Annotated in this window: 26 protein-coding genes and 1 pseudogene; 11 read left to right on the top strand and 16 right to left on the bottom strand. The window is 48.1% G+C overall.

Going from position 1 to position 26,777, the window contains the following annotated elements:
* Positions 1-83 precede the first annotated feature (83 nt).
* Positions 84-1,064, bottom strand: a complete 981-nt coding sequence (locus tag IXB50_RS11395; protein ID WP_215609111.1) for an ABC transporter ATP-binding protein — start codon at positions 1,062-1,064, stop codon at positions 84-86.
* 269 nt (positions 1,065-1,333) lie between these two features.
* On the opposite strand from IXB50_RS11395, the gene IXB50_RS22790 reads away from it, so the two are divergent.
* The 3 genes from IXB50_RS22790 to IXB50_RS11380 all read left to right on the top strand — a co-directional run bounded on the left by IXB50_RS22790 (position 1,334) and on the right by IXB50_RS11380 (position 3,004).
* Positions 1,334-1,510 carry a DUF4864 domain-containing protein gene (locus IXB50_RS22790; protein WP_215609086.1) on the top strand — a complete coding sequence of 59 codons (177 nt, stop codon included), beginning with the start codon at positions 1,334-1,336 and terminating at the stop codon, positions 1,508-1,510.
* Positions 1,511-1,553: 43 nt separating this feature from the next.
* A complete protein-coding gene (locus IXB50_RS11385; RefSeq protein WP_215609085.1) occupies positions 1,554-2,195 on the top strand; it encodes a LexA family protein in 642 nt (213 codons plus the stop codon).
* A gap of 494 nt (positions 2,196-2,689) precedes the next feature.
* On the top strand, positions 2,690-3,004 hold the full coding sequence (locus IXB50_RS11380; RefSeq protein WP_215609084.1) for a hypothetical protein: 315 nt from the start codon (positions 2,690-2,692) through the stop codon (positions 3,002-3,004).
* Positions 3,005-3,023: 19 nt separating this feature from the next.
* On the opposite strand, the gene IXB50_RS11375 is transcribed toward IXB50_RS11380, so the two are convergent.
* Complete coding sequence (locus tag IXB50_RS11375) at positions 3,024-3,203, bottom strand: hypothetical protein (RefSeq protein ID WP_215609083.1); 180 nt, start codon at positions 3,201-3,203, stop codon at positions 3,024-3,026.
* Between the two features lie 233 nt (positions 3,204-3,436).
* Between IXB50_RS11375 and IXB50_RS11370 the strand changes: the two genes are divergently transcribed.
* On the top strand, positions 3,437-4,897 hold the full coding sequence (locus tag IXB50_RS11370) for a glycosyltransferase (protein ID WP_215609082.1): 1,461 nt from the start codon (positions 3,437-3,439) through the stop codon (positions 4,895-4,897).
* On the opposite strand, the gene IXB50_RS11365 is transcribed toward IXB50_RS11370, so the two are convergent.
* From IXB50_RS11365 to IXB50_RS11350, 4 genes are all read right to left on the bottom strand, one after another.
* Positions 4,894-5,523, bottom strand: a complete 630-nt coding sequence (locus IXB50_RS11365; RefSeq protein ID WP_215609081.1) for a LysE family transporter — start codon at positions 5,521-5,523, stop codon at positions 4,894-4,896. The two genes, IXB50_RS11370 and IXB50_RS11365, sit on opposite strands and share 4 nt — an antisense overlap.
* A gap of 85 nt (positions 5,524-5,608) precedes the next feature.
* Complete coding sequence (locus tag IXB50_RS11360; protein ID WP_215609080.1) at positions 5,609-6,382, bottom strand: ABC transporter permease; 774 nt, start codon at positions 6,380-6,382, stop codon at positions 5,609-5,611.
* 295 nt (positions 6,383-6,677) lie between these two features.
* Entirely contained in the window at positions 6,678-7,076 is a 399-nt protein-coding gene (locus IXB50_RS11355; RefSeq protein WP_215609079.1) for a helix-turn-helix domain-containing protein, read from the bottom strand.
* A complete protein-coding gene (locus IXB50_RS11350; protein ID WP_215609078.1) occupies positions 7,060-7,359 on the bottom strand; it encodes a type II toxin-antitoxin system HigB family toxin in 300 nt (99 codons plus the stop codon). The genes IXB50_RS11355 and IXB50_RS11350 overlap by 17 nt, the downstream gene beginning before the upstream one ends.
* A 290-nt stretch (positions 7,360-7,649) precedes the next feature.
* Between IXB50_RS11350 and IXB50_RS11345 the strand changes: the two genes are divergently transcribed.
* Positions 7,650-8,426 (top strand): DUF4058 family protein, encoded by a 777-nt coding sequence (locus IXB50_RS11345; protein ID WP_215609077.1) that lies wholly within the window; start codon positions 7,650-7,652, stop codon positions 8,424-8,426.
* A gap of 131 nt (positions 8,427-8,557) precedes the next feature.
* Here the strand turns inward: IXB50_RS11345 and IXB50_RS11340 are convergent, their stop codons facing one another.
* Together IXB50_RS11340 and IXB50_RS11335 are read right to left on the bottom strand one after the other, a co-directional pair.
* Positions 8,558-9,529, bottom strand: coding sequence for an ABC transporter ATP-binding protein (locus IXB50_RS11340; protein WP_215609076.1), 972 nt, complete (start codon positions 9,527-9,529; stop codon positions 8,558-8,560).
* Between the two features lie 217 nt (positions 9,530-9,746).
* On the bottom strand, positions 9,747-9,890 hold the full coding sequence (locus tag IXB50_RS11335; protein ID WP_215609075.1) for a hypothetical protein: 144 nt from the start codon (positions 9,888-9,890) through the stop codon (positions 9,747-9,749).
* Positions 9,891-10,633: 743 nt separating this feature from the next.
* Here IXB50_RS11335 and IXB50_RS11330 point away from each other — a divergent pair.
* On the top strand, positions 10,634-11,167 hold the full coding sequence (locus IXB50_RS11330; protein WP_215609074.1) for a universal stress protein: 534 nt from the start codon (positions 10,634-10,636) through the stop codon (positions 11,165-11,167).
* Here IXB50_RS11330 and IXB50_RS11325 read toward each other — a convergent pair.
* Positions 11,130-11,783, bottom strand: a complete 654-nt coding sequence (locus IXB50_RS11325) for a glutathione S-transferase family protein (protein WP_215609073.1) — start codon at positions 11,781-11,783, stop codon at positions 11,130-11,132. The genes IXB50_RS11330 and IXB50_RS11325 overlap by 38 nt on opposite strands.
* A gap of 139 nt (positions 11,784-11,922) precedes the next feature.
* Between IXB50_RS11325 and cobA the strand changes: the two genes are divergently transcribed.
* The 4 genes from cobA (at position 11,923) to IXB50_RS11305 (ending at position 16,085) form a co-directional block, all read left to right on the top strand.
* Entirely contained in the window at positions 11,923-13,464 is a 1,542-nt protein-coding gene (gene cobA, locus IXB50_RS11320) for a uroporphyrinogen-III C-methyltransferase (RefSeq protein ID WP_215609072.1), read from the top strand.
* Positions 13,461-14,063 (top strand): dephospho-CoA kinase, encoded by a 603-nt coding sequence (gene coaE, locus IXB50_RS11315; RefSeq protein WP_215609071.1) that lies wholly within the window; start codon positions 13,461-13,463, stop codon positions 14,061-14,063. The genes cobA and coaE overlap by 4 nt, the downstream gene beginning before the upstream one ends.
* A 520-nt stretch (positions 14,064-14,583) precedes the next feature.
* A complete protein-coding gene (locus IXB50_RS11310; protein ID WP_215609070.1) occupies positions 14,584-14,931 on the top strand; it encodes a putative quinol monooxygenase in 348 nt (115 codons plus the stop codon).
* A gap of 398 nt (positions 14,932-15,329) precedes the next feature.
* Positions 15,330-16,085, top strand: a complete 756-nt coding sequence (locus IXB50_RS11305) for a DUF4058 family protein (protein ID WP_246564418.1) — start codon at positions 15,330-15,332, stop codon at positions 16,083-16,085.
* Between the two features lie 74 nt (positions 16,086-16,159).
* On the opposite strand, the pseudogene IXB50_RS22100 reads toward IXB50_RS11305, so the two are convergent.
* The 3 genes and pseudogenes from IXB50_RS22100 to IXB50_RS11290 form a co-directional block, all read right to left on the bottom strand.
* Positions 16,160-16,270 (bottom strand): annotated as a pseudogene (locus tag IXB50_RS22100) (Uma2 family endonuclease); the annotation flags it as partial.
* 165 nt (positions 16,271-16,435) lie between these two features.
* Positions 16,436-18,622 (bottom strand): hypothetical protein, encoded by a 2,187-nt coding sequence (locus IXB50_RS11295; RefSeq protein ID WP_215609069.1) that lies wholly within the window; start codon positions 18,620-18,622, stop codon positions 16,436-16,438.
* Between the two features lie 223 nt (positions 18,623-18,845).
* Positions 18,846-19,190, bottom strand: a complete 345-nt coding sequence (locus tag IXB50_RS11290; protein ID WP_215609068.1) for a DUF4870 domain-containing protein — start codon at positions 19,188-19,190, stop codon at positions 18,846-18,848.
* A 187-nt stretch (positions 19,191-19,377) separates the two neighbouring features.
* Between IXB50_RS11290 and IXB50_RS11285 the strand changes: the two genes are divergently transcribed.
* Positions 19,378-19,767, top strand: a complete 390-nt coding sequence (locus IXB50_RS11285) for a VOC family protein (protein WP_215609067.1) — start codon at positions 19,378-19,380, stop codon at positions 19,765-19,767.
* 29 nt (positions 19,768-19,796) lie between these two features.
* Here IXB50_RS11285 and IXB50_RS11280 read toward each other — a convergent pair whose 3' ends face one another.
* The 4 genes from IXB50_RS11280 to IXB50_RS11265 form a co-directional block, all read right to left on the bottom strand.
* A complete protein-coding gene (locus tag IXB50_RS11280) occupies positions 19,797-20,333 on the bottom strand; it encodes a Uma2 family endonuclease (protein WP_215609066.1) in 537 nt (178 codons plus the stop codon).
* A 58-nt stretch (positions 20,334-20,391) separates the two neighbouring features.
* Positions 20,392-22,806, bottom strand: coding sequence for a CHASE2 domain-containing protein (locus IXB50_RS11275; protein ID WP_215609065.1), 2,415 nt, complete (start codon positions 22,804-22,806; stop codon positions 20,392-20,394).
* A 189-nt stretch (positions 22,807-22,995) separates the two neighbouring features.
* Positions 22,996-23,646, bottom strand: a complete 651-nt coding sequence (locus tag IXB50_RS11270) for a DUF928 domain-containing protein (protein ID WP_215609064.1) — start codon at positions 23,644-23,646, stop codon at positions 22,996-22,998.
* A gap of 359 nt (positions 23,647-24,005) precedes the next feature.
* Entirely contained in the window at positions 24,006-26,546 is a 2,541-nt protein-coding gene (locus IXB50_RS11265; protein WP_246564415.1) for a CHAT domain-containing protein, read from the bottom strand.
* Positions 26,547-26,777 lie beyond the last annotated feature (231 nt).

The following is a 26,777-nucleotide window of genomic DNA, read 5'->3' as shown; positions in this document are numbered from 1 at the left end:
CAAGGAACAATTATTTAAGGGGTGAGACCACTCATAGTCAACCACTGTTGTTGTTGTATGGGGGTATACCCATGAAACAACAGTTAAACGATTCCTGCATCAAAGACTTTGCCAATCACATCTTCGATCGGGGGGTCGGTTACTGTCAGGTCATGCACGGGTAATTGTGCCAATGCCTGGGACACTATTTTGGTAAGGTCTTCTCGCCTTACTAGCAACACGACTTTACAGCCATCAATGGATTGAATTTCACCATAGGGTTCTAAAGCGGCAGCGGGAACTTCTTGGGCAAATTCAGCCGTGACTTCACGATAGGGCGCAAATTGTTCTACCAGATTGTTTAAAGACCCGTCATAAATCAATGTTCCTTGATAGATCAGCAACACGCGATCGCACAATGCCGTAATATCCGCCATATAGTGACTGGTTAACACAATGGTGGCTTGATAACGCTGATTGTAAATTTGAAGAAATTTCCGGACGGCCATCTGGGCATTAACATCCAGACCCAGGGTCGGCTCATCGAGAAATAAAACCTTGGGTCGATGTATTAAGGCTGCCAACATTTCTGCCTTCATCCGCTCGCCAAGGGATAACTTACGTACGGGCTGAGTAAGCTTCTCGGTCAGATCCAGCATATCGGCTAGCTCATGGATCCGATCCCGTAACTCCTGAGCAGAAAGGTCATAAATGGCTCCGTTAATCCGCAGTGAATCTAAGGTGGGTAAATCCCAGATCAACTGCTGTTTTTGTCCCATGACCAGAGTAATCTGCTCCAAAAATGAGCGCTGCCGCTGGAACGGTGTATGTCCTGCCACACTGACCTGGCCGGAGGACGGATAAATTAAACCGGTCAGCATTTTTAACGTGGTAGTTTTACCCGCTCCATTGGGGCCTAAAAATCCAACAACTTCCCCTGCCCCTATGGAAAACGACACATCATTCACCGCCTTTACCTGACGATATTGCCGCCGGAAAAAATGACGCAATGTTCCCGCCAATCCAGGCTGCTTAATGGCGACTGGATAAACCTTAGTCAAGTTATGAACATCGATAGCAGGCATAGACATCGTGAAAAACACCGGGAGCTATTCCCTGCTCTACGCTATGGGGAGCACGTCAGTCTTCAGAAAGAGTTTAAATATTCGTAATAATGCTTCAATGCATCGGCATTTTTGCGGAAGTTTAACGTAAGAACCTAAAGTTAAAAAATGTCCTCACACATTAGGATATTTGTTGAAATACAGTTACAAAGTGTCTTGACACTGGAAATAATAGGTGTCTAATTGGTGAGGTCATCTCTTAAATCAACATCGACTGGCTATTTTTACTGTTGTCGAACGCCCAACTTCAGGCATTTCAGAGAAATGATGCCATCACAATATTCTCTCTCTCATGTCCAGAACTACAGCGACAGCTGCGATATTCTCGCGCGTTCATGGAGATGATCAAGATAAACTATCAGCCAATTTACAGTCCTCGTTTTTTTGCAACCCCTAGGCATTTTTAGTTCTTTTGAACTATGATACATATGTCCTAAATAGAGTTGACCCATGGCTGTTCGTAAACCCCACGGAACTGTACTAAGTTTCATCGAGGCGTACTGGCGCAAACATCAGAACAGCCCCACTGTGCGAGAAATTATCACAGGTACTGAGCGCTCCCACGGCAGCATTCAGAATAGTCTGAAATGGCTAGAGAGTAATCAGTACATCACCCGTCGCAAACGGACATCTCGTAGTATTAAGCTCGTTAATTTTGAAGCCGTCGACATGTTCTATGGTAATCAGCCAGACGGACTGCCAATTCGCGGAGAGATTGCTGCTGGCTATTGCCACGAACCAGCTACCGAAGATCATGAACGCCTTAATATTGAGTACAGCGGGCGTAAGCAAAATGACTATGTACTAAAAATTTCAGGGGACAGTATGGTGGGTGCGGGTATTCCCGATGGAGCCTATGTGGGGATCCGACCAGTAAACGATGATTATCGGCCTAAACCTGGAGAAATTGTCGCTGTATATGTAGAGGGCCAGGGTGCTACCCTTAAGCACTTTTTTCAAAAGGAGTCAATTGTAGTCCTGGAAGCAGCTAACCCCAAGTATGAACCGATGATCTTTGATCTAGAAGCCAACAATTTGCGAGTACAGGGCACCCACATTTTTACTCATTGGCAGTCAGCGGTCCTAGCTTAACGAACTGTCCAAGTCTGACGAAAGCTCTTAATGTGTGAGGAAGATGCAGATCATATTCTCCATCATTAACTGAGTCAGCATCGACATTGCTAAGTTTGGCTCACGGCTACAAAAGTAGGTAACTTCATCTTTCATCCACCAGTTTCCGTATACTAAGCAGGTAAATTTTCAAAAATATATACTTTCAACCAATAGCGAAAGATACCCCTTGAAGCCTGATTTACTTCATCAAACTTTCATTGTTGTGTGAACAAATACACTGCTATCGTCAACAATTCACTACAGCCTAAACCTACCAATGCCTGAGCTAAATGCAGCCTCTCTACAGTCCTATAAGAAAACGGTTACAAATGATACCGTCTGACAAATAACTGTCATTAGTATGAACGGGGCTAATCAAAATTTCTGGATTTAGGAAATTCTACGGGAATTCTATAGTTATAAAGTTCCTTTTTACTGATATAGGCTTCCCCCATCCTGTATCTATAAGAAAAATGAATCCCGTATTAAAAGACTGGTTACAAAACCTTGGCTGTCTCCTCCCCCTAGGGTTCTTTGGCTTTTGCACGGCCTTCATCATTCATTGGGTAACGACAGAAACCGGACCTGCGCGGTTTATCATCACATGGCAGGCAAAATTCTTAGAAGGTCAATATTCTCCTAAGCTCACCATGGCGATCTTCATGGTGCCTACTCTATTAATTGCATGGCTGATTGCCATGAGCTGTCGTCGAGTGCTCAAAAGATTAGGAGTCTACGACCGACCGACGACAAATGCTGGTTTCAAACGCCCCAATGGCAGTACCTAGGGCTAATAATCCTCTGTTCTTATGTTCTCCGGTCTCCCATATAGGCCCCGGCAATGATGGCACCAGCGACCAGGTTTAAGTGAGTCATGCCGTTGCTGCGGGCCATAATCATCAGGGCTAGGCCAATGGTACCGGCTGTGTCAAAGGGGGTGCCAATCAGTGTTGAGACCAAGGCTGTCAGGATAAAGGCCGAGAGCACAAAATAGTTGGGCTGGATCAGCTGAGTGCCGTAGTAGACCAGTGCTGGTAAGGTGCCGGCGGCCAGTCAGGTGCTCATGAGTGCACCGATCAGGAGCAAGATGCTAACCCAATATCCATGGCATTGATCCCAATCTTGGTTATTCACCTGGCATTCATCTTCTAACCAGCTTATTCATAACTTCGCTGGCTATAATGCCCCTGCAAATAGATTAGCGGCCTATTCCTGAAAACATGCATCTGTCTGACATTGTTACCAATGCCTATGACCTGTTCTTATCTGTTATTGCTCTCTATAGTTTGCACAGACTGTTGATCATCTGGCGATTCTATCGCTATCGCCATCTGTCGCATCAGCCCCACCAGTATTACACCGACGCCGAGCTACCGACGATCACAGTCCAACTACCGATCTTTAATGAAATCAATGTAGTGGAGCGGCTACTACAGGCCGCCGCTCAGCTAAACTATCCTCTAGAAAAGCTAGAAATTCAGGTGCTCGACGACTCCACTGATGAGACTCAGATCGTCTGTCAACAACAGATACAACAGCTTAAACAACAGAATTTAAACATCCACCATATTCATCGCCGGGAACGGAAGGGGTTTAAGGCCGGTGCCCTGGAATATGCTCTGGCCATAGCCAGTGGAGACCTGGTGGCAATTTTTGATGCTGACTTTGTGCCATCGCCGGACACATTACTCAAAATGGTGCATTATTTCTCAGACCCGCAGGTAGGAATGGTCCAGGCTCGTTGGGAACACCTTAATCGTAGCTACTCCACCCTGACAGAGCTACAGGCATTGATGCTAGACGGACATTTTGTGGCAGAGCAAACGTCCCGTAGTCGCACCGGGTGTTTCTTTAATTTTAATGGCACGGCTGGCATCTGGCGTACGGCTGCCATTCATGACGCAGGCGGTTGGCAGCATGCGACCGTCACCGAAGATTTAGATCTGTCCTACCGTGCCCAAATGCAGGGTTGGCAATGTGTTTATCTGCCCAATATTCGAGTACCAGCGGAGCTACCCATGGAGATGAATTCCTTCAAATCTCAACAGTTTCGTTGGGCCAAGGGATCTAGCCAGGTGGCAAAGCTGTTATTGCCGTCCCTATTGCGGTCTAAATTTCCCGCCCATATTAAGTGGGAGGCGTTCTTTCACCTAACCAACAACTTCAACTATTTGCTCATGTTATTGTTGTTGTTGCTTTCTCTTCCCTATCAACTTTATGTGATGCCCTACAGTTGGCAATATGCGTTGTTTTTTTATGTGCCGTTATCTCTGATTACTAGCCTGAGTTTGGTTAGCTTTTATGTCATTGCTCAGCGACAGCCAAAGGATACCTGGTTTTCTTGGGATATGTTGCGCAAGTTGGTATTACTAATGGGAGTGGGTATTGGTCTGAGTATTAATCAGTCACTGGCTGTGTGCGATGGTCTCCTACGCAACAATAAGGACTTTATTCGGACGCCAAAGCATGGGGTGATTGGCACGACAGAGAGCTGGCTAGATAAGAAATATCGGGCGGCGAAGAACTGGGTACCGTATTTGGAGCTGGCAATGGTGGTGTATTTGCTATTGACGATTGCGATCGCGCTTTCCAACCACCATTATCTCTCCCTACCGTTCTTAGTCTTATTCCTAGCAGGCTATGTGTACACCTTTAGCCTCAGCGTTTTCCAGACGCGCTAGTCGCTCAGCTTCGCCACCGCCAGCCGCAGTCCTAATAAGATCAAGACTGCCCCAGTCACCCGCTCTAACCAGTGGGAAATATTAACCAATAGCTGTTTTACCCAGCGTTGAGAAATCAGCAAGGCCAATAGAGCAAACCATACCAGCGACTGCAAGGCGACGGTGCCACCATAGATTGCCTGAGTCGAAAATGGCGTCCCCGGCTGCACAATTTGAGTAAATAAGGCCAAGAAGAATAGTGTGGCTTTAGGGTTTAGCAAATTCCCGAAAAGTCCTAGTCGAAAAGCAGCAAAGGCACTGACAATCCGTCGATTGTCCTGCAAGGATTCTGCCTGCATAGGCTTAGCTTGCAGAGACTTGAGTCCCAGATAAATCAGATACCCGGCCCCCAGCAGTTTCAGTCCGTTAAATAACAAAATCGACTGGGCAATCAGCGCACCAATACCAATCAGACAGTAGGTGGCATGAATGGTATTACCCAAGCCGATGCCTACTGCCGTATACACACCTGCCCGACGGGAATAGGCCAAACTACTTCGCAACGTCAGTGCAAAATCTGGCCCTGGGGTAACCACTGCCACCAGCCCCACTACAAATACTGTCAACCATCCAGCCCAAAATGTCATAGCTAATCTGAAATACAACTGCATCCAGGTTAAGTCACCTACATTCCTGCTGTAGAGTCATCTGTTACCAATCACATCAAAGACTCTAATAGCCACCCAAAATACCCTTACGTTTGGCTTGGCGCTCAGCCCAGCCAAACACGAGCAAACCTAAGCCAAAATAAGCAGCTCCATTGGCTAGAGCTACACCCAATAGAGAAATATCTAACCCTGCACCACGGGCCATCAGGTCTCGCAACAGTCCCGTACTGGGCAACATTGGCAGAAAATTGGCAATCAGTCGAGCCCGCCCACTCCATTCTTCTGTGGGGGCCGCCAACAAAAATAACAGGGCAAACTGAAAGATGGGTAAAATCTGTTGCACTCGCTTAAATACTAAGGCACAGGAACCCATGATAAAGGCTAGACCATAGGCTGCCAGCAACAGTGTTAAAAGTGGAAAAATCAATCCCAGGGGAAACGATAGCTGACTACCGGTAATGCCCATGAGGATAAATAAAATCAACACAATGATAGTCATCCTCAGGGCTAGGCTAGCCACGGCACGGGCAAAAAAGATTTTGGGTGCGGCAAATGGGGAGAGAAAAATTTGCTCCAAAGTCCCGGTTTGGGCCTCAGACTGAATATTAAAGGCAATGTCGTTAACAATGTACAGCGCCAGGGTCCACAGCACGTAGCCTACGACTACTGAATCTAAGCGATCGCCAAAGTTCATGGCGGGTCCAGCCATATATTGAGCACTGACAAACAAACCGTAGAAAACCGTGGTGATAATGATGACGCCACCAATGATTTCAGACGGATACCGGATAAATTGAATCCACGTCCTTTTCAGCTCGCCAATAAGTAGGTTAAACATGCAAAATCTAGATGGGACAGGCATTTCTTCATGATGACGCCTAATGGAGTTTAGCCCAAGGCTTGAGTTGAATCGTCAGTTTGGGAACTGGTAGTTGATAAGAAGATGCTTAGCGATCTCACCCGTATTGGACCGTTGACTAAGGCATAACACCATGACCACAACAATACGGCAAGAAGCACTGCGGTAATTTTGGCAGAGCATTTTAGACATGGGCGAATTCTCTCGGTCGATCAGTGAGATTTCAATACCTATCGCTGGAAAATACTCACCCATTCCCTTTTTTTGCTTTTCCCTAAATAAATAAACTAGGAGAGACCTTAAACAATTCAGCCAAAATCTTAGCTTGAGTCTTGCTAATCGATCTTTTTCCATTCACAATTTCTGACACCACCCCACTAGACCCCAAAAGCCCCACCAAATCAGTCTGACGAGTTCCACTCGCCTCCATAATATGACGCAGAATCTCATCCGGCGCAGACTCTGGCATAGGATACTGCTCTACCTCATAAGCCTCAACCAATATCACTAACAACCTATGAATTGCCGTTTCCTCAGGAGTTCGGTTAGGGTTAAACGTTAATTTCTCAACAATACCCAACGTGCGCTCATATTCAAGTTCCGTTTCAATCACTTTTGGAGTCGCCTCTAAGAGCAATTCACTATAAACTGCCGGATTAAAAGTAAGGGTCATTTTTCCACCTATCCTTATCGTATTCAGCGTGAGTTAAGAGGTACTTGTAATAGACAGTTTGGCTAACATAGTCAATACCAACAATTAGTCGATACTTATTACCTTTTACATTGAAGACAGTAAAATTGCCCACTGCCTCAGCATCTCGATAAATTCTTCTCAAATCCTCCAGCTTTTCCCAGTTAGCTTTTTTAACCACCGCGTACCAAGCCTCAATTGCCTGACTAATATCGGGATACTTTGCCACATCATCACGAAGTTTTCGAATCGAGATCAAATGCATCGATGATGCTCACATTGAGGTTTCAAATAATTATACTCTCATTTTGAGAGGGTCGATTATACTAAGGGTAATTACCGTCTCAGTCCAGGGCACAACGAATAGTCATTTTCGGATCTGAATCCACGTCCTTTTCAGCTCGCCAATGAGTAGGTTAAACATGCAGAATCTATATGGCGTAGATATTTCTTGATGATTACGGATAATAGAGCTGAGTCCAAGATCTGTAAACGATACACAAACTAGCTATCCTAGAACTACGGTCGAGTTCCATCGTGCAAGGATAACAGCCCATGCCTTCTCCATTTCCAGGGATGGATCCCTACTTAGAAAATTCTGAAATCTGGCCAGAAGTGCATAGTCGCTTAATTGTGGCGATTGCTGATAGGTTAGCTCCCGCGCTGCATCCCAATTATTATGCAGCTATTGAAAAACGCACATACCTAGATCCCCCTGAAGACAGCGTTCTAATTGGCATACCCGATGTTTCTATCGGCAGTCATGCTTCAGAACCCAAAGTAGAAATTAGAACAACTGCTGCAACACTACCCCAGGCAGAAATTGTGACCTTGCCACTGCCGGAAGAAGTCACGGAACGATACCTGGAAATTCGCGATACACAGACCTCAACAGTCATTACAGTGATTGAAATTCTATCGCCTAAAAATAAACGGACTGGTGAAGGTAGAACAGCCTATCTGAGAAAACGCCAACAAGTTTTAACGACCCAAACCCATCTGGTGGAAATTGATCTGTTACGGGGGCAAACGCCAATGCCCTTGGGTACCCAAACCAAAACAGATTATCGCATCCTGGTGAGTCGAAGTAATACCCGCCCCCAGGCAGAGCTTTATGGGTTTAATCTCCGACAGTTGGTCCCAAATTTTCACCTTCCCCTTAAACCAGGTGATACGGAGCCTGAAATCAGCCTTAAAGCTATTCTTGACGACATCTACGATCGGGCTGGGTATAGCTTTCGTATTGACTATCAGAAACCGGTCAAGCCTGCTTTATCTGAAGAAATTCAGCAATGGGCTATGACGTTACTTAATGGCTATACGAAATCCTGACTGGTGGCATCCGGTATCCCAGGGCAGGCACAAGACCTGCCTCGACAAGATTATCCATTTTGCACCGGGGTTACCGAATTCGGATTTGGGATTAGATGTTAAATCGATTGACCTGCTTGGGAGTCAGGTAATCACTTATCACCGCCATCACGAATCAACGACAAAAATACATCGGTCAAATCAGCGCGATCTTGTCGAATCTCTTTAATGGGTAAAGGTCGAAGAATATCTAACAGCTCATAGAGCGCATCACCTGGATAGTGAACCTGGTTGTCGGCAACCGTACCGCCGAGGGCCATAATCTTCCCAACTCGTTGAGCATCAATCGACTCCCCACAGTCAATCCGATAAGCGCTGCCTGAAAACTGTCGGATTAGCTCATGGGTAGACTGCTCTGCAATGATTTCTCCCTGACGAATAATTGCCACCCGATCCGATAAATCCTCAGCTACATCCAGCTGATGGGTGGTCAATAAAATCGCACAACCCCCCGTCGCAATTTCCCGCACTAACGTCTTGACTGTTTCACTGGCCTCCACATCCAGTCCCAGGGTGGGCTCATCCAATAACAACAGTGTTGGCTGATGCACTAAAGCAACCGCAATGGCCAACTTTTGCTGCATTCCCCGCGACAGCTTTTGCACCGGAGTTTTACGCTTATCACTCAGACCAAACTGCTCCAGTAGCTGTTCACCCCGCTGTCGCGCCACCCGTCGCGGCACCTGACGCAGTCCACCAAAATACTCAATATTCTCTAAAGGCGTCAGCCGCCAGTAAAGATTGCGATTCCCCTCCAAAACAGCGCCCACCCGCTTTAGTGCCATTGACTGCCGATGAGGGTCCAACCCATCGATGCTCACCTGTCCAGCATCAGGACGCACCAAACCACCAATCATCTTGATCGTCGTCGTCTTACCCGCCCCGTTTGGTCCTAAAAATGCCAGTACCTCGCCAGTACGAATCCGCAGCGACACATCTCGCACCGCCTGAAATCGCCCCTTACCACGGCCATAGGACTTCTGCAGATGCTGGGCATCCAGGGTGATATCACTTGCGAACTCTGGCAAATGCCTTGCTGCAGGTATGGGCAAGGGAACCGTCATTGAGATTTACTCCAGTCATAGATTTGCCGCCCAGACAGTCAGCAAGTTCTTAATTATTAAGTCATCGTAACGCGAACAGTGCATCCATAAAGAGCATAGGAAATCCCGCCCTTCTCACTTAACAAAAAAAGCTCTGGCAAAAACACCAGAGCTTTAGAGGAGCATATCAATCATCAATGAGCTTGACGCAATGAGCCCAATAACAACGACCGATCAACTAGATCCAACTGGAGGAATAAGGATCACCTTCATAGGGCTGCACACCAACAGCGGGATAGGCATCATCATCGGGACCAAATATGCGCGCAAACGCCCCGAAAATGTAGTCAAAACTGTCCCTTAACCAACGAAGAATACGCATGACTTTTAGCCTCTATGACGTGTATTAACTGGGGTGGGAAAAGTTGATATCTCTAAGCAATACGGGGAGTCAATATACTGGATTAAACTACTTCAGGAAAATTAGCCGATTGCTTAAGACACCATAAATCTCAGCTGTGAGTTCTAGGTTATTTGAAGAAGGTCTACAACTAGAAAGAGGAGCTATGTATCTCTTTACTATTCTTCGACCACTTATATTCTAGGCATCAAATCTAAGCTTTAACTAACACAAGCAAAGACTTGAAAGTATTATTCATATTACTTAGTCACTCAAAGGGGAATCACTGCAATCGCCCCATTCTTGATAGCAACCTTGGCTAGTTTAATCCATCGACTAGTTGTAATGAGTACATTCAATCATTAGCAAATAGGTCTTTATACCTAATAGCTTCTGTTGAATAGGTTTTCACAGTTAACTGTATTTATAACTCCAACTGTAGAAGGGGTTGGCAAAAATACAGGGCTCTAAATTAGTCATTTTTTAATGGCATAGCCCTACACTTAACTGAGCAAATGTAACTGTGCTCAACCAACTTGATACCATTAAAAAAGAACCTTAATATTTCTCAATTTATAGATTGCGTTTTTTAGTGACTCCAGTGCTTTTTAGTGCTCTTAAGTATTCGTTGTTCGATAATAAAAGAGTCTGGTTTTTAAGTTCGTTCGGATCAGCAACATCCGCATTTTTTAACCTTGTCGTCCGGGTATAGGAGAATAGCCACCATGTTTCAGCGCATTTTAGTGGCCTTGGATCGGAGTAACAGTAGTTGCAGTGTGCTTGAAGAAGCCATCGCATTAGCTAAACCCAAGACTCAGCTTCACCTCGTTATGGTCGTTCCTTCCGTGGATATGGGGTATCCCGATCCGATTTATCTCAGTATGGAAGGGATGCAAGGAGTCTGGACTACAGAGCTGTATCAAAGCTATATGGCCAGCTGGCGACAACAGCAACAGGAAATTGAGCATTGGTTGCGATCGCAAACCGACTACGCCCACCGTCAAGGCATAGCTGCTAGCTACACTTGTCCCGAAGGTCCCCCCGGCCCTACCCTATGCGACGTCGCCACCCACTGGACTGCCGACTTGATTATGATGGGTCGACGCGGGCGTAGCGGCTTTAGCGAACTGTTACTCGGCAGCGTCAGCAACTATGTTATGCACCACGCGCCCTGTTCTGTTCTCACCGTTCAAGGGATGGAGCAACCAGCGATGGCAACGACTACTGCCCACCCATCCGAGATCGCATCCTCTCCTTAAAATCATCCAATGCGGCTTGACTAACATGGGTTTGTTGCCAGGCGGGACGTTCCATTAGGCGTTGCCGCCAAGCCGCTAATGTCGGATAGTCCGCTAGCGATAGCCCCATCTCAGGAAACCAGGCAGCCATAGTCCCGCTAACCACATCGGCCAGGGACAACTGCGGCCCACCAAAGAACTGATCGTCTCCCAACTGTTGCGCCCAAAACTTAAACACAACAGCGGCCTTTTCATAGGCTTGCTTTACAGCATCTGGATCGTCCTTCCCAAACAAATGTTTCATGGTTAGGGGCATCGTAGCTGGCAGCATTTCATTCAATGTGACCATCTGCACCATCCGCACCCGCACAACAGCCTCTGGTTGTGTCGGCATCAGGGCCGGTCTGGGGTATTTTGCCTCCAAATAATCCAACATGGCAAACGATTCAATGATGGTGTGATCGCCATCCACCAAAACAGGAATATGGTGAAACGGGTTTAAGGCTAGAAATTCTGGCTTAAACTGATCTCCCGTCAGGTTTATTTCCTTGAGTTCAAACTCCAATCCCTTCTCAATCAACGCTACCCAAACACGGCGCGAGTTAATCGATAGGGGGGTATGGTACAGCGTAATCATGGGCTTACCGTCGCAGTAGTGGTGATTAGTAGATTGCCATATCCTATTGAGATGTGCGAATGAAGGTAAAGGACTAAGTCAACATTATCTTTTGGGGTGGGCTGTTGATTAAAATGCTGCTAATGAATTTGATGGGTTGATGGCAAAAAGCGGCAAGGTTTATCTTTTGGGCGCAGGTCCCGGCAATATCGACTACCTCACTGTGCGGGGACAACGGTTGCTGCACCAGGCTGATTGTTTAATTTATGACGCCCTGGTCGATCCTCACTTATTGTCACAGCTATCTCCTACTTGCGAAACCATACAGGTAGGCAAGCGCGGTGGCCAGTCCAGCACACCTCAAAGTGAAATCAATCAACTGCTGGTTACCCACTGCCAGCAGGGAAAACAGGTGGTACGGCTCAAAAGCGGCGACCCTTTTATTTTTGGTCGGGCGGCTGGTGAAATCCAAGCCTTGAAGGCGGCTGACTGTGATTTTGAAGTCATTCCTGGGGTGTCATCAGCACTGGCAGCACCTCTTCTCAGTGCTATTCCTTTAACTGATCCAGCCCTCAGCCATGGTTTTGGTGTATTTACCGCCCACAATCTCCAAAACTTAGACTGGGCCACCCTGGCCAATCTAGAAACCCTGGTTTTACTCATGGGGGGACGACATCTCAGTCAGATTTGCTACCAGCTGCAGTCCCATGGACGCCATGAGGATACCCCTGTCGCTGTAATCCAATGGGCTAGCCAGCCACAGCAATGTCTCTGGCAGGGCACTCTACTCACTATCGCTCAGATAACCAAGGGAGAACGGCTATCTCCCTGCATTATTGTCATCGGTGAAGTGGTACGCTTGCGAGAGTTTTTGAAACCTCCTACCGCAGGTATGACTGGAATTCAGCCTTTGGCTAACAAAACAATTCTCGTTACTCGCGCAACGGGGCAGTCCAGTGCTTTTACCACCTTGCTTAATCACCAGGGGGCCACAGTGATTGATCTGCCTGCGTTGGAAATTCGACCACCGTCTAGCTGGGCAGGCCTGGATCAGGCCTTGGATAACTTACAAAAGTTTGACTGGCTGGTGCTGACGTCAGCTAATGCGGTTAATTTCTTTTTGGACCGGCTGCTGCACCAGGGGCATGACCTCCGTCAGCTGGCCCATCTCAAACTGGCCGTGGTGGGCAAAAAGACAGCCAGAATTCTCACCGAACGAGGGTTAAGGGCTGATTTTATTCCCGATAACTATGTGGCTGATGCACTGGTGGAGAGCTTTCCGGCACCGCTGCCAGGACGGCAGATCCTCTTCCCACGGGTAGAAACAGGCGGACGAGATGTGCTAGTAAAAGAGTTTTCAGGCCAGGGGGCAACGGTGACAGAAGTGGCTGCCTATGAGTCGGGATGTCCTGCAACCATGCCCGCTGGAGCGGTCGCTGCTCTGCAACAAAAACGGGTGGATGCGATTACCTTTGCTAGTTCAAAAACGGTACGTCATTTTAAGCAGCTGATGGCAGGGCAGTTTGGTGAGGCGTGGATGACTGTTGTGGAGGGGGTTGCGATCGCATCTATCGGTCCCCAAACGACTAAAACTTGCCACGAAGACCTGGGTCGAGTCGATATTGAAGCCACCACCTATACCTTAGAGGGGCTGACCGATGCCATTGTGCAATGGGCGAACCGGGCCATGAGTCAGTCATGAGTAAATCTGAAAACCGACGTATCATCGGTCTTACCGGCGGTATTGCCACTGGGAAAACAATTGTCTCCGACTATCTTGCCACCACCCACCAGTTACCCATCCTTGACGCCGATATCTATGCCCGTGAAGCTGTGGCTGTCGGGTCGCCCATCCTGACAACCCTGGAGCAGCGTTATGGCAATGATATTCTCTTAGCCGATGGCGGCCTCAATCGACCACAGCTTGGCACCATTATTTTTAGTCATCCCACCGAGAAACAATGGGTGGAACAGCAGATCCATCCTTTTGTGCGTCAGCGGTTTACCCAGGTAAGTCGCGAATACCCCCCCACTCAAACCCTGGTCTATGCCATTCCATTGTTATTCGAAGCCAACCTCACCCACCTAGTCAGCGAAATTTGGGTCGTCACCTGTAGACCAGAACAACAACAACAGCGACTAAGGACCCGCAACCATCTCTCCCAATCCGAAGCTGCTGCTCGCATTAATAATCAGCTACCCCTCAGCCAAAAGGTTGCCCAGGCTGATTACGTACTCGATAACTCAACAGATCTAGCCGCCCTTCACCAACAGATTGACCACATCCTGGTCTCTAAGTAGGTTGACCTAATCATTTATAAAATAGAAAGCAAAAATGAGTCTCCTCGAATGTGCCCCAAACTCCTAATATTGGGGGCGATTAGACTCAAAGCCCCCAGGATTAGGAGTTTGGGGTATTCAAGAAAGTGGGACGGCAGGGGGCCTCGGCATCTGAAGCCGAATTTAATAACCTCAATTTAAAACAGACCTGCCAAGGTCATCAAAGGTAAAGGAGCGTAAACAAAATGTCCTGATCCCTGACATCAGACAGATGCTCATTTTCCATGACTAATCCCTCCCATTCTCTCGATGTGAGGTTTGATAAATTCAACCCAACCTACGCCTGTCCTGCCGATTGCCTGGCATATCCTATATGAGCCAGGTCTACCCTGGCGACCATGGGTTACGATCATGGGCCTAGTCGGCCAATGTTGTGTCGTAACTCAACCCTAAGAATCACAAACCAACATCACAAAAAAGTGTTCATCAAGAACAATTGCTTCACACTTGGAAGTTAATCCTCTTAAAACGTGTGAGAGCTATGACTGACTTTAGTGATTTTCTTAAGCATAAGCAGGCCTACATCGCTATTGGTGAATTTAAGCCTGGTCGTTTTTCCCAAGCACGCCAGCTTTATGAGCAGGCCGTGGGCACCTTTGACGATGGGTTCCAGGGTGCTTATCTTTTCCAAGAGCCTGGCACTGACCGAGGTATCGCCGTTATCCTTTGGGACAACGTCGATAATATGGAAGCTAACCAAAGCCCTACCTATCAAGCCATTGTGAGAGAGTTATCGGCTCTCTTTGCCACTCCCCCTGACATCAAATTCTATGAAGTCTGCAGTGAGATTGGGCTGATGGGTCAATTGGCCCAGGCTGTAGCGGCCTAGTTAAAGGGCGTAACCGGTGTTCGGGGATGTATTTATCGGTGCAAGGGACCGGTGATGTGGGTGAAACGGGGGAAGCGGATGATGATCTTCCCCCGAAGTCGTAGACAGTAAACTTAAGCTGTGATGGACTGTCTTATCGAATCCTTAATCAATCAGCCCGAACAACCCTTTCAAACGGCTGCAGACTATGTTCTTCAAAAAATGCTGAACTCTATCAGCGGTTAGCCTGATGCGCTACCTCACTAGCCAAGAAGTCATCTTGCTGCACACAAAGATTATGGAGCAAGATGACTCGGAATCGCTGCTATCGTAAGCTGGCAGCTAAGATTTCAAATGACCTGTCAGGCTCGGTTATGTCCAATACAATAATGTTTATAATCTTCAGCTAGGTCTTCAAAATGCCTGCTCCGTTTCCCTTCCCTGGGATGAATCCTTATTTAGAATCGCCATCTCTATGGCCAGAGGTTCACTCCTGGTTGATTGTGGAACTGGCACGGATGCTGAATCCACAAATTACTCCTAAGTATCGAGCAGCGGTTGAGAAGCGTGTCTATGAGGAAACGGTTTTAATTGGTATTCCCGATGTCTCGTTGGTACAGCAAAAGCCCGAGGCGAGGCAGGAGGCAGCCACTCTAACGGCTACGGTCAGTCAACCGGTATTAGTAGAGTTACCGGAATGGGAGGCTACCGTTGAGAGGTATTTGGAAATTCGAGACGTGACAACGGGGGAAGTGGTCACGGTAATCGAGGTATTATCGCCAAAAAATAAGCGATCTGGCGAGGGACGAAATCAATATTTGACAAAACGAACAAAGGTTTTGAACAGTGAGAGTCATTTGGTAGAAATTGACTTGTTGCGAAGTGGAGACCCGTTACCGGTTAACAGTGCTCAGATATCGGACTATCGTGTTTTGGTGAGTCGAGTGGCTCAACGACCTGTTGCCGAGCTGTATCCGTTTACTTTGCGAGATTCCCTACCCTGTTTTGCGATACCACTGCGTTCGGGGGATGATGAACCGGTGATCGATCTAGGTCAGCTAATGCAGGTTGTTTATGATGCGGCTGCATTGGATCTGACAATTGATTATCAACAACAGCCAGTGCCTCCTCTGAGGAAAGCAGACTATGCCTGGTTGGAAAGTTTGCAGGGCTAAGTTTTACGGATAGCTAGGGAATCAAGGCGATAGCTTTTGGCTAGCTACGACTAGGTAAGTTGATCGGGATCTACCCCTAACTGCTGCAATGGATCAAATACCACGTAATAGGTCACTCCCAGTCGCGCATAGTCCTGCAACTTACTACCCAACTCATTGCCGACCTTGTTAGACACAATCTCGATCTGGAGTCGTCGCTGGGGTCATACGTTAGCAGTCCTTTGACATTATGCAAAGCAGCTACTATCTAGGGTAGCAAACACTTATCGGATTACCTGCTAACGACGACGTTGAGCTATGTACATCTGAATCTGTTGTGCCCAACGCCTCTGAAGCCCTAAGGTAACTAGTTAAAGCAATACCGTCGTTTTGACAGGTAATCGTTGTTTGAGTGTTTCCAGCTTGCGCATCACCTGGTTGAGGTTATTGGCATCACCACTGGTGCGCAAGAGCTGTGCGGCCACTTCTAGATCCGCGATCGCCTGCCGTAAATTACCTTGCTTTTGGTAAACTGCGCCACGATAGCAGTAGGGCAGTGCCAAGTTAGGCTGTCGTTCAATGGCTAAACCAAATTTCTCAACGGCCTGCCGTAGTTCGCCCAACGCTTGGAGCGCTTGTCCCAGATAGAAATAGGGAATCGCACTCTCGGGGCGAATTTCAACGGCGGTTTCCAAGTCACTGATGGCACCCGCATAGTCTCGAACATTTAACCTCAATGCGCCTCGGTTGCACCGGGCGGCAAATAATCGCGTATCTAATCGGAGTGCATGGCCAAAGTCCCGCAGCGCATCGGCATAGTCACTCATTTCTGCCCAGGCAACGCCGCGACAGTTATAGGCCGCTGCACTGGGACGAATGCTAATCACCTGGGTAAAGTCGTCAACGGCTCCAGCATAGTTACGCATGTCATAGCGAGTAATGCCTCGATTGAAATAAGAACCAGCATCCTCATTGCCAATGGTGGGATTCTCAAAGCGGTGAATCAAGGGGTGAATCACGGCTGAATCAGTGGTGCGCAACCTTAGCTTTACCGTGGGAAACAGACTTGTCTGGGTAGCGAGGTTTTGCATGCCGATCAGGGCAGATTTGGAGTCACAGACAGCAAAATTTTCAGTGGTACCCAAAATCTTAAACGAGAACAAATTTGGATAGGCTTGTTTAAGGGGTAGCAACTGCTTGAGAGCTTGTTTTAGTTGACGATGCCGGGTGCTACTTTCACTCCAGCGCTGGCTAATATTGCGCAATAAAGGATGTTCACGATTGTCTCCTCGATGACACCAGCCAATAGATAGACGACAATTTCGGGCTAACAACTGATGAAATTGTTCGAGTAGATCGGCATCCAGATGTACATTATCTGACCAGGGCCAGACCAGGACCATCCGATCACGCGCCTGAGCTAGCAATTCTTCCAGGGCCTTGCGGCTGTTGGACTTACCTTCTACATTGGCAAAGTCCAATACCCACTGGCTATCGGCGCTATTGGCCAATGCAGCTTGTAAGGGTTCGAGGGTCTCGGCCACTGCTTCGAGCACTACATTCGTCATGGTGCTCATTTGTTGATCGGTGGCATCCAGACGTTGCTTGAGCCGATCCATACTGGCCATGCCCTTATCCAAAGGTTCCAGGGTTTCAGCAACGGCATCTAAGACGGATTCAGTCACTTTACCGAGCTGCTGTTCTAGTAGCTCTATGCGCTGCTGCAGTTGATCGACTTCATCCGGGTCAAAGGACGGAGCCAGCTGCAGGATAGTCTCCTGGGGCGAGATCTTTTCCTTGACATTGGCCGCTAGCTCTAAAAACTCATTCCGAGACACCATATCGGAAACGGTTTTCACCAACTCTTGTACTTCCTCCCGTAGCAGGGACTGACGCTCCTCAGTCGTTAGCTGCTGTACACGCTGCTCTATGTAGTGGAGCTTGTCATTGAGACCGGCGTGGTTATTTTTTGTATCAGCCCCCAATACTTCTATATGCACACGCTGCTGCATGAGCTCTGCTTTGAGCTTGGTCAACACAGATTCAATCGTCTCCAGACGACTGGTATCAGATAACTGCTGACAACGCGATCGCACATCCTTTAGCGCGATACACAGTCGAGTATGCTGGTCCTGCAGATCCACCAGCTCCTGACGCAGCTGTTTGATTTCTGGAATTTCCTGTGCCTCAATCTTTTCCGTCAACGTTTTTCGCGTATATTCAAAAACCTGGGTAAGACTGAGGATGTCCTGCTGATTTTGAGCCACTATGGACTGCCGCACCGCTGACAGCTGTTCATGGCTTGGCAAATCGTCAATCTGCTCCTTTACATCGTGCAGGCGTTCGTCCAATTTACTATTCACCGACAACATTACTGACTGGCTCTCAGATAGCTTTGCCTGGAGCTGCCGTCGATTGAGCAATCCTAACCCCGCCAATAATGAGAGCGGGGCCGCAGCCAATAGCACCTGTTGTGTGGCAACTGAGGCCACTGTTCCAGCACCAGAGCCGACCAACAGTGCATACTCAGTTAAATCAAGCCAGCGATGTTTCTTCACGGATTTTTTACCGATTGCAGTGACGAAAAAAGCAGCCCGTCTTTATACTGGACTGCTTATTCTTCTATTCATCCTGGCTATGAATCTATCAGGAGATATGTCAAGTCTTTACGTGTCATCAAATGCTGAAACAGTCTACGTATTTTCACGTATAACGAAAATACACCTCAAAGCCACTTTTTATTGTAGTGGAGGCTTCTCAGCATTAGGCATTCATTCTGGCTTAAAGGAAACGCAGAATGAATAGGTATTTAAAAGCACTATCAGGGGTGCTAAAGCTATGCAAAATTGCAAAAATTGGCATCACCCATTGAAAAATCAACAGAGGAATGACAAACAACCAGCCGATCAGCAACCAACACAGAATTCCAATGATAAAACTGTAAACCCAGATATTCAGATGAAAGTTCAACGCTTCTTTAGAATTTTCTTTGACAACTGGATCATCGGAAATAATCCACAGGGCAGCTGGAAGCCCTGCCGAAAATAGAAGCTGACTCAGAAAAATAGACCCATGGGAAAGGGCTGATAAAACTCTACGCTTATCGCTGTCAAATGCTGCATCCATGACGTTTTAGTCCTTTTTTTGTTGTGACTTTATAGTAATTGATGCTGTCAATGAGACCGTTAGGGAAAACCGTAGTCGGTACCAATCCAATAATTGCCCCCACTATAGACATCAAATAACCGTCTACGATGAGGCGTTTACAATATTAAAAACGACTAAAAGTGCTGACGACATTAAGGACGGACTAATGGAACTCAAACGCCTGGGCCACGTGGCAATTTGCGTCAACGATATCGCTGCTGCTGCCAAGTTTTATCAAAATCTAGGCATGAACCTGGTGTGGCAGGATAACGACTGGGCCTATTTGAAAGCGGGCAATGATGGGCTGGCTCTACTCAGTCCCGACTATGATCAAGCCGGTCCACACTTTGGCTTTGTATTTGATGATCGGGCAGCCATTGATGAAGCCTACGCCAAGCTCAGCCAAGAAGATATAAAACTGACCGAAATCCATGAGCACCGCGATGGTACGGCCTCCTTTTACGGTCGCGACCCCTTTGGTAACTGGTTTGAGTATCTCTATGAACCCAGTCAGCCTAATACCTCTGAAGCCAAAGCCGCAGAACTAGTTGCCTAAGCAGAGGCTAAGGTGTCAAAATTTGTAACTTAGGCTAATAAAGTATCAACACTGATGCTAAAACCTTCTAGAGCTTTCTGAGTTTCAGCCATCTCTCCCTGGCCAAAAATCTGTTTGTTGTTGGCTGTGACAACAATTATCCAACGACTATCAGGGTAAACTAGCCAGACTTCTTCGCCGCCAGAGGCAAGATATTCGTAGGCTTTGGCGATCATGTCTTCGGCCAGGTCGGTTGGGGAAACGATTTCTGCACTTAGGGGAAAGCTTTGGGGGAGAACTTTAGCGTCACCGTATTGGGTTAGCAAGGCTGGGGTGAGGTAGGCTACGTCAGGAAATCGGCCTTGATTCTGGGTGCGGCAAGGTGCTTCTGTGTAGACTTCGCCACCTAGGTTTTGGGCGTCAGCATAGAGACTCCAGAGGGTGCTGAGGCGACGTTGGAGCTTGCTATGTTTGAGGGTCATGCCTTGTTTTTGAATCAAGCCACCGTCAACCCATTCTGTTCTGGGAGGTGGGTTGTTCAGCCAGTCGTTGAGGGTGAGTTTGGGGACGGTGCTGGTAGCAACCATGGTGGATAAAGGGTGTCTTTATAGTTCTAGTATAGCTGTCATACTTATTGACACAGATTCACTGATAGCGTACTCCTAAATATTTGGATAGCTTGTCCAGCAGCTCATCCCGTCGAAAGGGTTTACTAACAAAATCATCACAGCCAGCCCCCAAACTAAGCTCACGATCTTCTGCAAACGCATTGGCCGTAATCGCTACGATGGTTGGCGACGATTTATTAGTTTCTAAACTTTTCTGGCGAATTTGACGCGTCGCTTCCCAACCATTCATGATTGGCATTTGCACATCCATCCAAATAAAATGGGGATGCCAGCTTTCCCAAAGCTCAACAGCTTCTTGTCCATTAGTTGCTTCACGGGTTTGAAAGCCGAGAGAGGTTAGCAGTTTATTTAGCAGCTTCCGACTAATGGGCTCATCGTCAGCAATCAAGATGCGGAAATCTTCCTGGTCAGCGGCCAAACTTTTTACCCTCTTTATCGGTGGGAGGTTAGTCTGGGGTGAGGGTTCTAGACTAGCTGGAATATCAAACTGAAACGTTGTTCCTTGATTTACGACAGTCTTGACAGTAATCTCTCCTCCCATCAACTTAACCAGCTGCTGACTAATGGGTAATCCTAGACCCACTCCGTCAAAAAAGGTTTGTCCGACCTTACCCTGGGTAAAAATCTCAAACAGCTTCGAGACATCGTCCTCCGCAATGCCAGAGCCCGTATCTTCTATTTTGAAGTGCAGCATGATTTTTGAGCGCTCTTTAACAGTCTCTGAAAGCCGCAGAATAACACTGCCTACCTGGGTGAATTTAATCGCGTTATCCAACAGATTAATTAACACCTGACGTAGTTTGCCTTCATCCGCTGTCACAAACTGAGGCACATTAGGACTCCGCTCAAACTGTAGCTGTAGCCCTTTTGCCAGGGCCTTTGACTCCAGCATGGCCTTCAACATATCAAGCAGACTATACAGGTCCACATTGGTCTTATGTAGGACAACGCGATTCGCTTCTATTTTAGAAATTTCGAGAATGTCGTTAATTAAATTCAGTAGATGTTCACCACTGAGATTAATAATGTCTAAAGACTTTTGCTGTTGCGCCGTCAGAGACGGATCCTGGTTCATCAACTGAGTAAAGCCCAAAATAGCATTGAGAGGAGTCCGAAATTCATGGCTCATCTTAGCTAAAAACTGGCTTTTGGCTTGGGAGGCGGCTTCAGCTCGAATTTTATCTTTTTCCAGTTTGAGGTTTTGCTGGGCTAATTCTGCACGGTATTGTTGCAGCTTAATAATTTCGTAACCTGTGATCACGCTAGCAGATCCGATTAAGGCTAAAAACGGAGGCACGACTGGAATCCACCACCCCCCTAAAAAAGCCAGGTAACTGCTCACCATCAGAAAACCACTGGCCAACACCACCGAGACAATCCCGACAACCACATGGTTAAACCTGTCCTTGCTATGGCGTTTGGCTTCTAGCAACCACCAGTAGCCTAAGGCTCCTAACCCTGACCAAAGCATAATCCAGCCGACTTCGATGGGCTCAGGCCACACTCGCAATACCGCCCGACCATCCAGGGCGGCACTGACCAGCGTACTCGCCAAGTTTGCATGGATCACCATGCCTGCCGTTGCTTCGGGGGTATTGATCAGGCGACTACTGTAAGGGGTATAGAACAGATCATTGAGGCTAGTGGCCATACCGCCAACAATGACGATGCGATCGCGAATCAACGCCGGTTCTAGATCATTGTTTAGCACATCGGTCACAGACACTCTGGGAAAGTGGTGGGCATGTCCCCGAAAGTTAATCAGGATTTGGTAGCCACCCGCATTCGTACGAATATAACCACCATCGTTACCCCGCAAAGGTTGCAATATTGCCTGTCCCAGACGGTATATTTTCTGCTCCGCATCCACTACCTCCTGGGGCACCTCCTTTTTCTCTAGATAGCGAACTGCCAACTCGGCCCCCAGACCCAGTCGTAGCTGATCATCCCCGTTTGGATGGGATAATAGTCCCCGCCGAAACTTACCATCGGCATCCACCAGTAGATCGGTCAAAGCCACTTGTCCCTGGCGTTCTAACTCAGCCGGTGGAGCCACGGTACGCCCAATCGCTTTTTCCACGCCAATGAGGTTAGGGGTGGACGCCATCACCTCCAACCAGTCTTGGGACCCAGGCTCCACTGGCAAGTCGCGATATAGGTCCAAACCAATCACAGCTGGCTGATGCTGATTGAGATTGCGCATCAGCTGGGCCAGCGTGGCGTCAGAGAGAGGCCACTGGCCGAGGGCACTGATGTCAGATTCACCAATGGTGACCAACACAATGCGTTGATCAATGGATTCTGTCGCCCGTAGCTGAAAATACTGATCGTAGATGGCCCATTCTAATAACTGCAATGCACCCGTAAATCGAATGGCTACTACTAAGCCAGCCACAATCGGTGTTGTTAAAAGGGCCGCAATCCATCGCATCTAACTTATCTGGGAATTACTGTTCGTCCTACTCTGTCGTGTCCTGTTCTTTTCTGGCAGCACCATACTGGCATTATCACAGGATAGGGTGGCTGACATGCCACAAAGCAAGCAAGGAGAGCAAATTTGCTGAGGTGTAGCAATTAGTCAAGGGCAAATTGTAGGGTACAGATAATTCTTGACAAAACACTAGTTAAGCAATGGGGCGTTTGCGATCGCATCTAGATCTTCAACTGTAAGCACCTCAGTCCAATTAGCATAGAGGGCATTGTTATCTGGCTGCGTCTGTCGCAGCATCGCCAGAGTGGCTAACATATCATGCCAAACACCAGACTGCCCATAGATGATGGCCTTTGACAACAAAGACTGCTGATCGCTCAGTACATTATCAGACAGCTCTACACGGCGAATCTGACCACTAGCAATGGGCATATCGGTTTGAGTCGGCTGACAAAGCAATGCGAGGGACCAATCATAGGTTTCCCCTACCGCCAATTCAGGACTATCGGTGGGCAAAGCAATCCGAAGTACACCGCCAGTTTTGGGAAGCTGTATCCGGCCTTGATACAACCCACTCTGGTCAGCATTCCTCAAGGTCAAATGCGCCTGGGTTGCCTTTGACGGGGGCACATAAACCAACAGGGTGGGATGGGCAGCAACCGTTAGGCCTACCCCAGATTGAGGAATCAGTGCCACCATGGGAAACGCATAGGCATCATCGTGAATACATTTCAATGCGGTAGGACGAGACGCCCCGCCGCGAGAATTATCCACCGTTTCATCGGTGGGCGGCACAAAGAGCACGAACGCATTGGACGCTGATATAACAGAAGAACTCATGCGGCCCAAGACAGATGAAGTGGTTTTAGCCTGGATTTCTGAACTGAGCAAGCACCCTAATGATAGGGTCCCTAGCAGGGTTAGACATAAGCACAGAGGGGATTTCATAGGTATGGGAGCTTATAGGAAAGATTAAAAAAAGACTTTAAGGAGGCATAAGGTGAGCTTTTTGACTCTCGGGGGTTTAGTTATTTATCCCTCTCTACAGTAGATATGACGTGAATTGATAGGGCACCCTTATTTAATTTTCTTGGTTTGTTCCCCAAGGTTCAGCATCGCTTCATAAAACCTCACCCTCCCCTAACTCCTAACCATTGACTGAACCGTAAAATTCCAATGCTGAATATGGACAAGATTTATTACAACCAGTTACCCACCAACACAAACGGTGCCCAATAAAATGGCTGCTCGTATTGGGGATGCTTTAACAATTTCAACTGTGCCGCCCTGAGAGCTGCCGCCCTGGTCATATCTGGGTTATCCGTTAGCTGCTGATAAAACTCCACCATCAGGGTAGCGGTCGATTCATCATTCACCTGCCAAAGTGTTGCCAAGGTACTACGAGCCCCAGACCGTAAAGCAATTCCGGCCAAACCCAGGGCTGCCCGTTTATCTCCCGTGGCCGTCTGACAGGCGCTGAGCACTAATAGCTCTAACGGTTGCTGCAGATCTCGCCTGCTCGGCTGCAATAGAGCATTGAGGTCTTGAACATTGATGCGACCGTCCCAGGTCACCAGAAATGTATCCTCGGCCTTGGAGCTAAACTGACCGTGGGTGGCCAAATGTACGACCGAAAAGGGGACATCGCCGAGAGTGTCTTTGAGGCGATCGGTAGTAAATGTTTGGTTAAGCAGTTGGGTCGTCGGTAGCGTAGCGGCAATTTGGTTAACTTCTGTGTCGACCGCAGGCAAAGCAGAAAACCCTTGTTGAGCAACACTCAAACCACCGGTCAACACATCTAGACGCTCAATATTGAGGGACTTTGGTTCCAGCAACTGTAACCCTGGGCTGAGAGCAATACCATAGCGTTCGATTAAATATTGTTTCCCGTCATGCAACGCGGCCATCGGCAAATTGCGCAGTGTGCCATCCAACACAAAAACAAGGGTTTGGGTATCCCCTAGAAAATCGACCGCCGGACGGATCAGCCAGTCGTAAAGCTGCTGAGAAAGCTGGAGCCGATCCTCTTCAAAAAAGTGAGGATTGAGATAAAGCTGCAACTGAGCCATGGTGGCTTCGATGTCAGCCTGGGGCAATCGGGTTTCGTAGTAAAACAGGGGCTGCCCCGGTCGTGAAACAATCACGGCTAACCGCTCAGGCAAAATGATTGGATAGAGAACAGCGGCGGTGGCATCGATGGTGTCAATTAACTGAGGTTTTGCCTGCAGACAAGCATGGCGGAAAAAGTTATCCAGTTCAGCCAACTGGAGGGATTCAATCAGCTGTCTGGCCTGTTGTAACTGAGCCTGATTGGGATTGCTATCTAACAACAACGAGACCAGCTCGCGGTAAACCGGTTCAACAGTTTCGAGAAAGGAGAACTGTAGATCGGGATTGAGGGCGACCAGTTCCTGTCGCAAGGACTGGAGTGAATCGATCGCATCTCCGTAAGCTGCGATCGCACCCTCCGTCTGCCCTTGTTGCTTCAAGATGCGCCCCAACTGCCACTGCCAGGTCGTCTTTAAGTCAGGGGCATCCAGACCAACCGCCAGATCCATGGCCTGCTGGGTCAGTGTTTGGGCCTCTTGCCACTGTCGAGCCATCTCATACAAATTCCCCAGCTGTCCCAGGGCAAAGGCTTCAGCCCTTGTATCCGACAGACCATGAGCCGTTTTGACCGCAGCTGCCAGCATCTGAGCAATCTCTGTCCTTTGTTGAGATAGTTGCTGACCTAACTGAGAGGATTGGGTCGCTCGGATCCAATTAGCCGCAAAATTGACTTGGGCATAGACCATATCCCGTCCTGGTGGCAAAGTCCTTAACTGAGCGGGCAACGCGGCTATCAGCGGCTGGGCCAGGGACCACTGCTCCGTCTTCACCAATAGCTGTAGCTGATTGAGCTGGGCATCAATGCGAGTCAGGGGCTGACCGGCCATATCGGCAGCCTGTTGATAATGGGATAACGCTGCCTCGGTCTCTCCACGAACCGCTAAGGTATTGCCCAAGCCAATCAGGGTAGCGCTGGCCTGATCGGCAAAAACGGGTTGGGTTGCCACCAATTTTTGAGTAATTGCCAGGCTTTCGGTGAGTAAGGATTGAGATCGTTCCAAATCACCCATCGCCTGGGAGGCCATACCCAACAGTTTGAGACCGGTGGCGCGGACCACTGGATCAGCCTGGGTCTGCAATAGCGCCAGGGACTGTTCCAGCAATTGTTGAGACTGTTGATAGTAGCCTAACGTTTGTAACGCCTTAGCTTGATTGAGCTGAGCCCCCAACTGCCCTGTCGTATCCTCCACCGAGGCATAGGTCGCTGCCGCTTGTTTCCAGGTCTCAATCCCCTGTTCAGGTTGACCTAATACCAGTTGCAACTGTCCGTGCAAATTCAAGATTGCTCCCAGCAAGGGCATATCCGTTCGGGTCGTATCTGTCCCTGAGGCCGCTTCTAGTTCTTCTAATTGAGTTTGACTCTCGGTATTGGCAGCCTGAGCCAGCTCCCACCGACCCAAATTAAAATAGGCCAGCGCTAAATAGTGCAGTGCCCTGGCCTGGTCTGATTGATTCCCCTGGGCTGCATAGTCCTGAGCCGCCTGCTGCCACACATCCGCTGCCGCTGACAGCTGCCCCGCAGCAAACAAGGTACTGCCATGCTCTAAGGCAGGCTCACTGCTGGCGAGCTTGTCGCTGGCACTGCTAGCGGTTATAGGCGTACCCCAAACCACCAGCCAACTGATAGCCATGGCTAGCACCACTAGTAAGCTACGTCTCAAAAACCGTCTGCTAACTAGTTGCAAAAATACCGGTATTAGTCGCATCGCCATTAGGCCCCGTCATCGTTTTGAGAAACGACGTCTCGCAGTTTCATTCAACCAATGTCCCTAACAATCAGGACATAACATCAGTTGAGTGGGGTCAAGATTATATTTCTTAACCACGATCAACGAGGAATGGTGGCATGACAGCCCTAGCCT

This window comes from Leptothoe spongobia TAU-MAC 1115 (genome assembly GCF_018739885.1).
Classification (GTDB): Bacteria; Cyanobacteriota; Cyanobacteriia; order Phormidesmidales; family Phormidesmidaceae; genus Leptothoe; species Leptothoe spongobia.
This window is presented reverse-complemented; position numbering and strand designations above follow the sequence as displayed.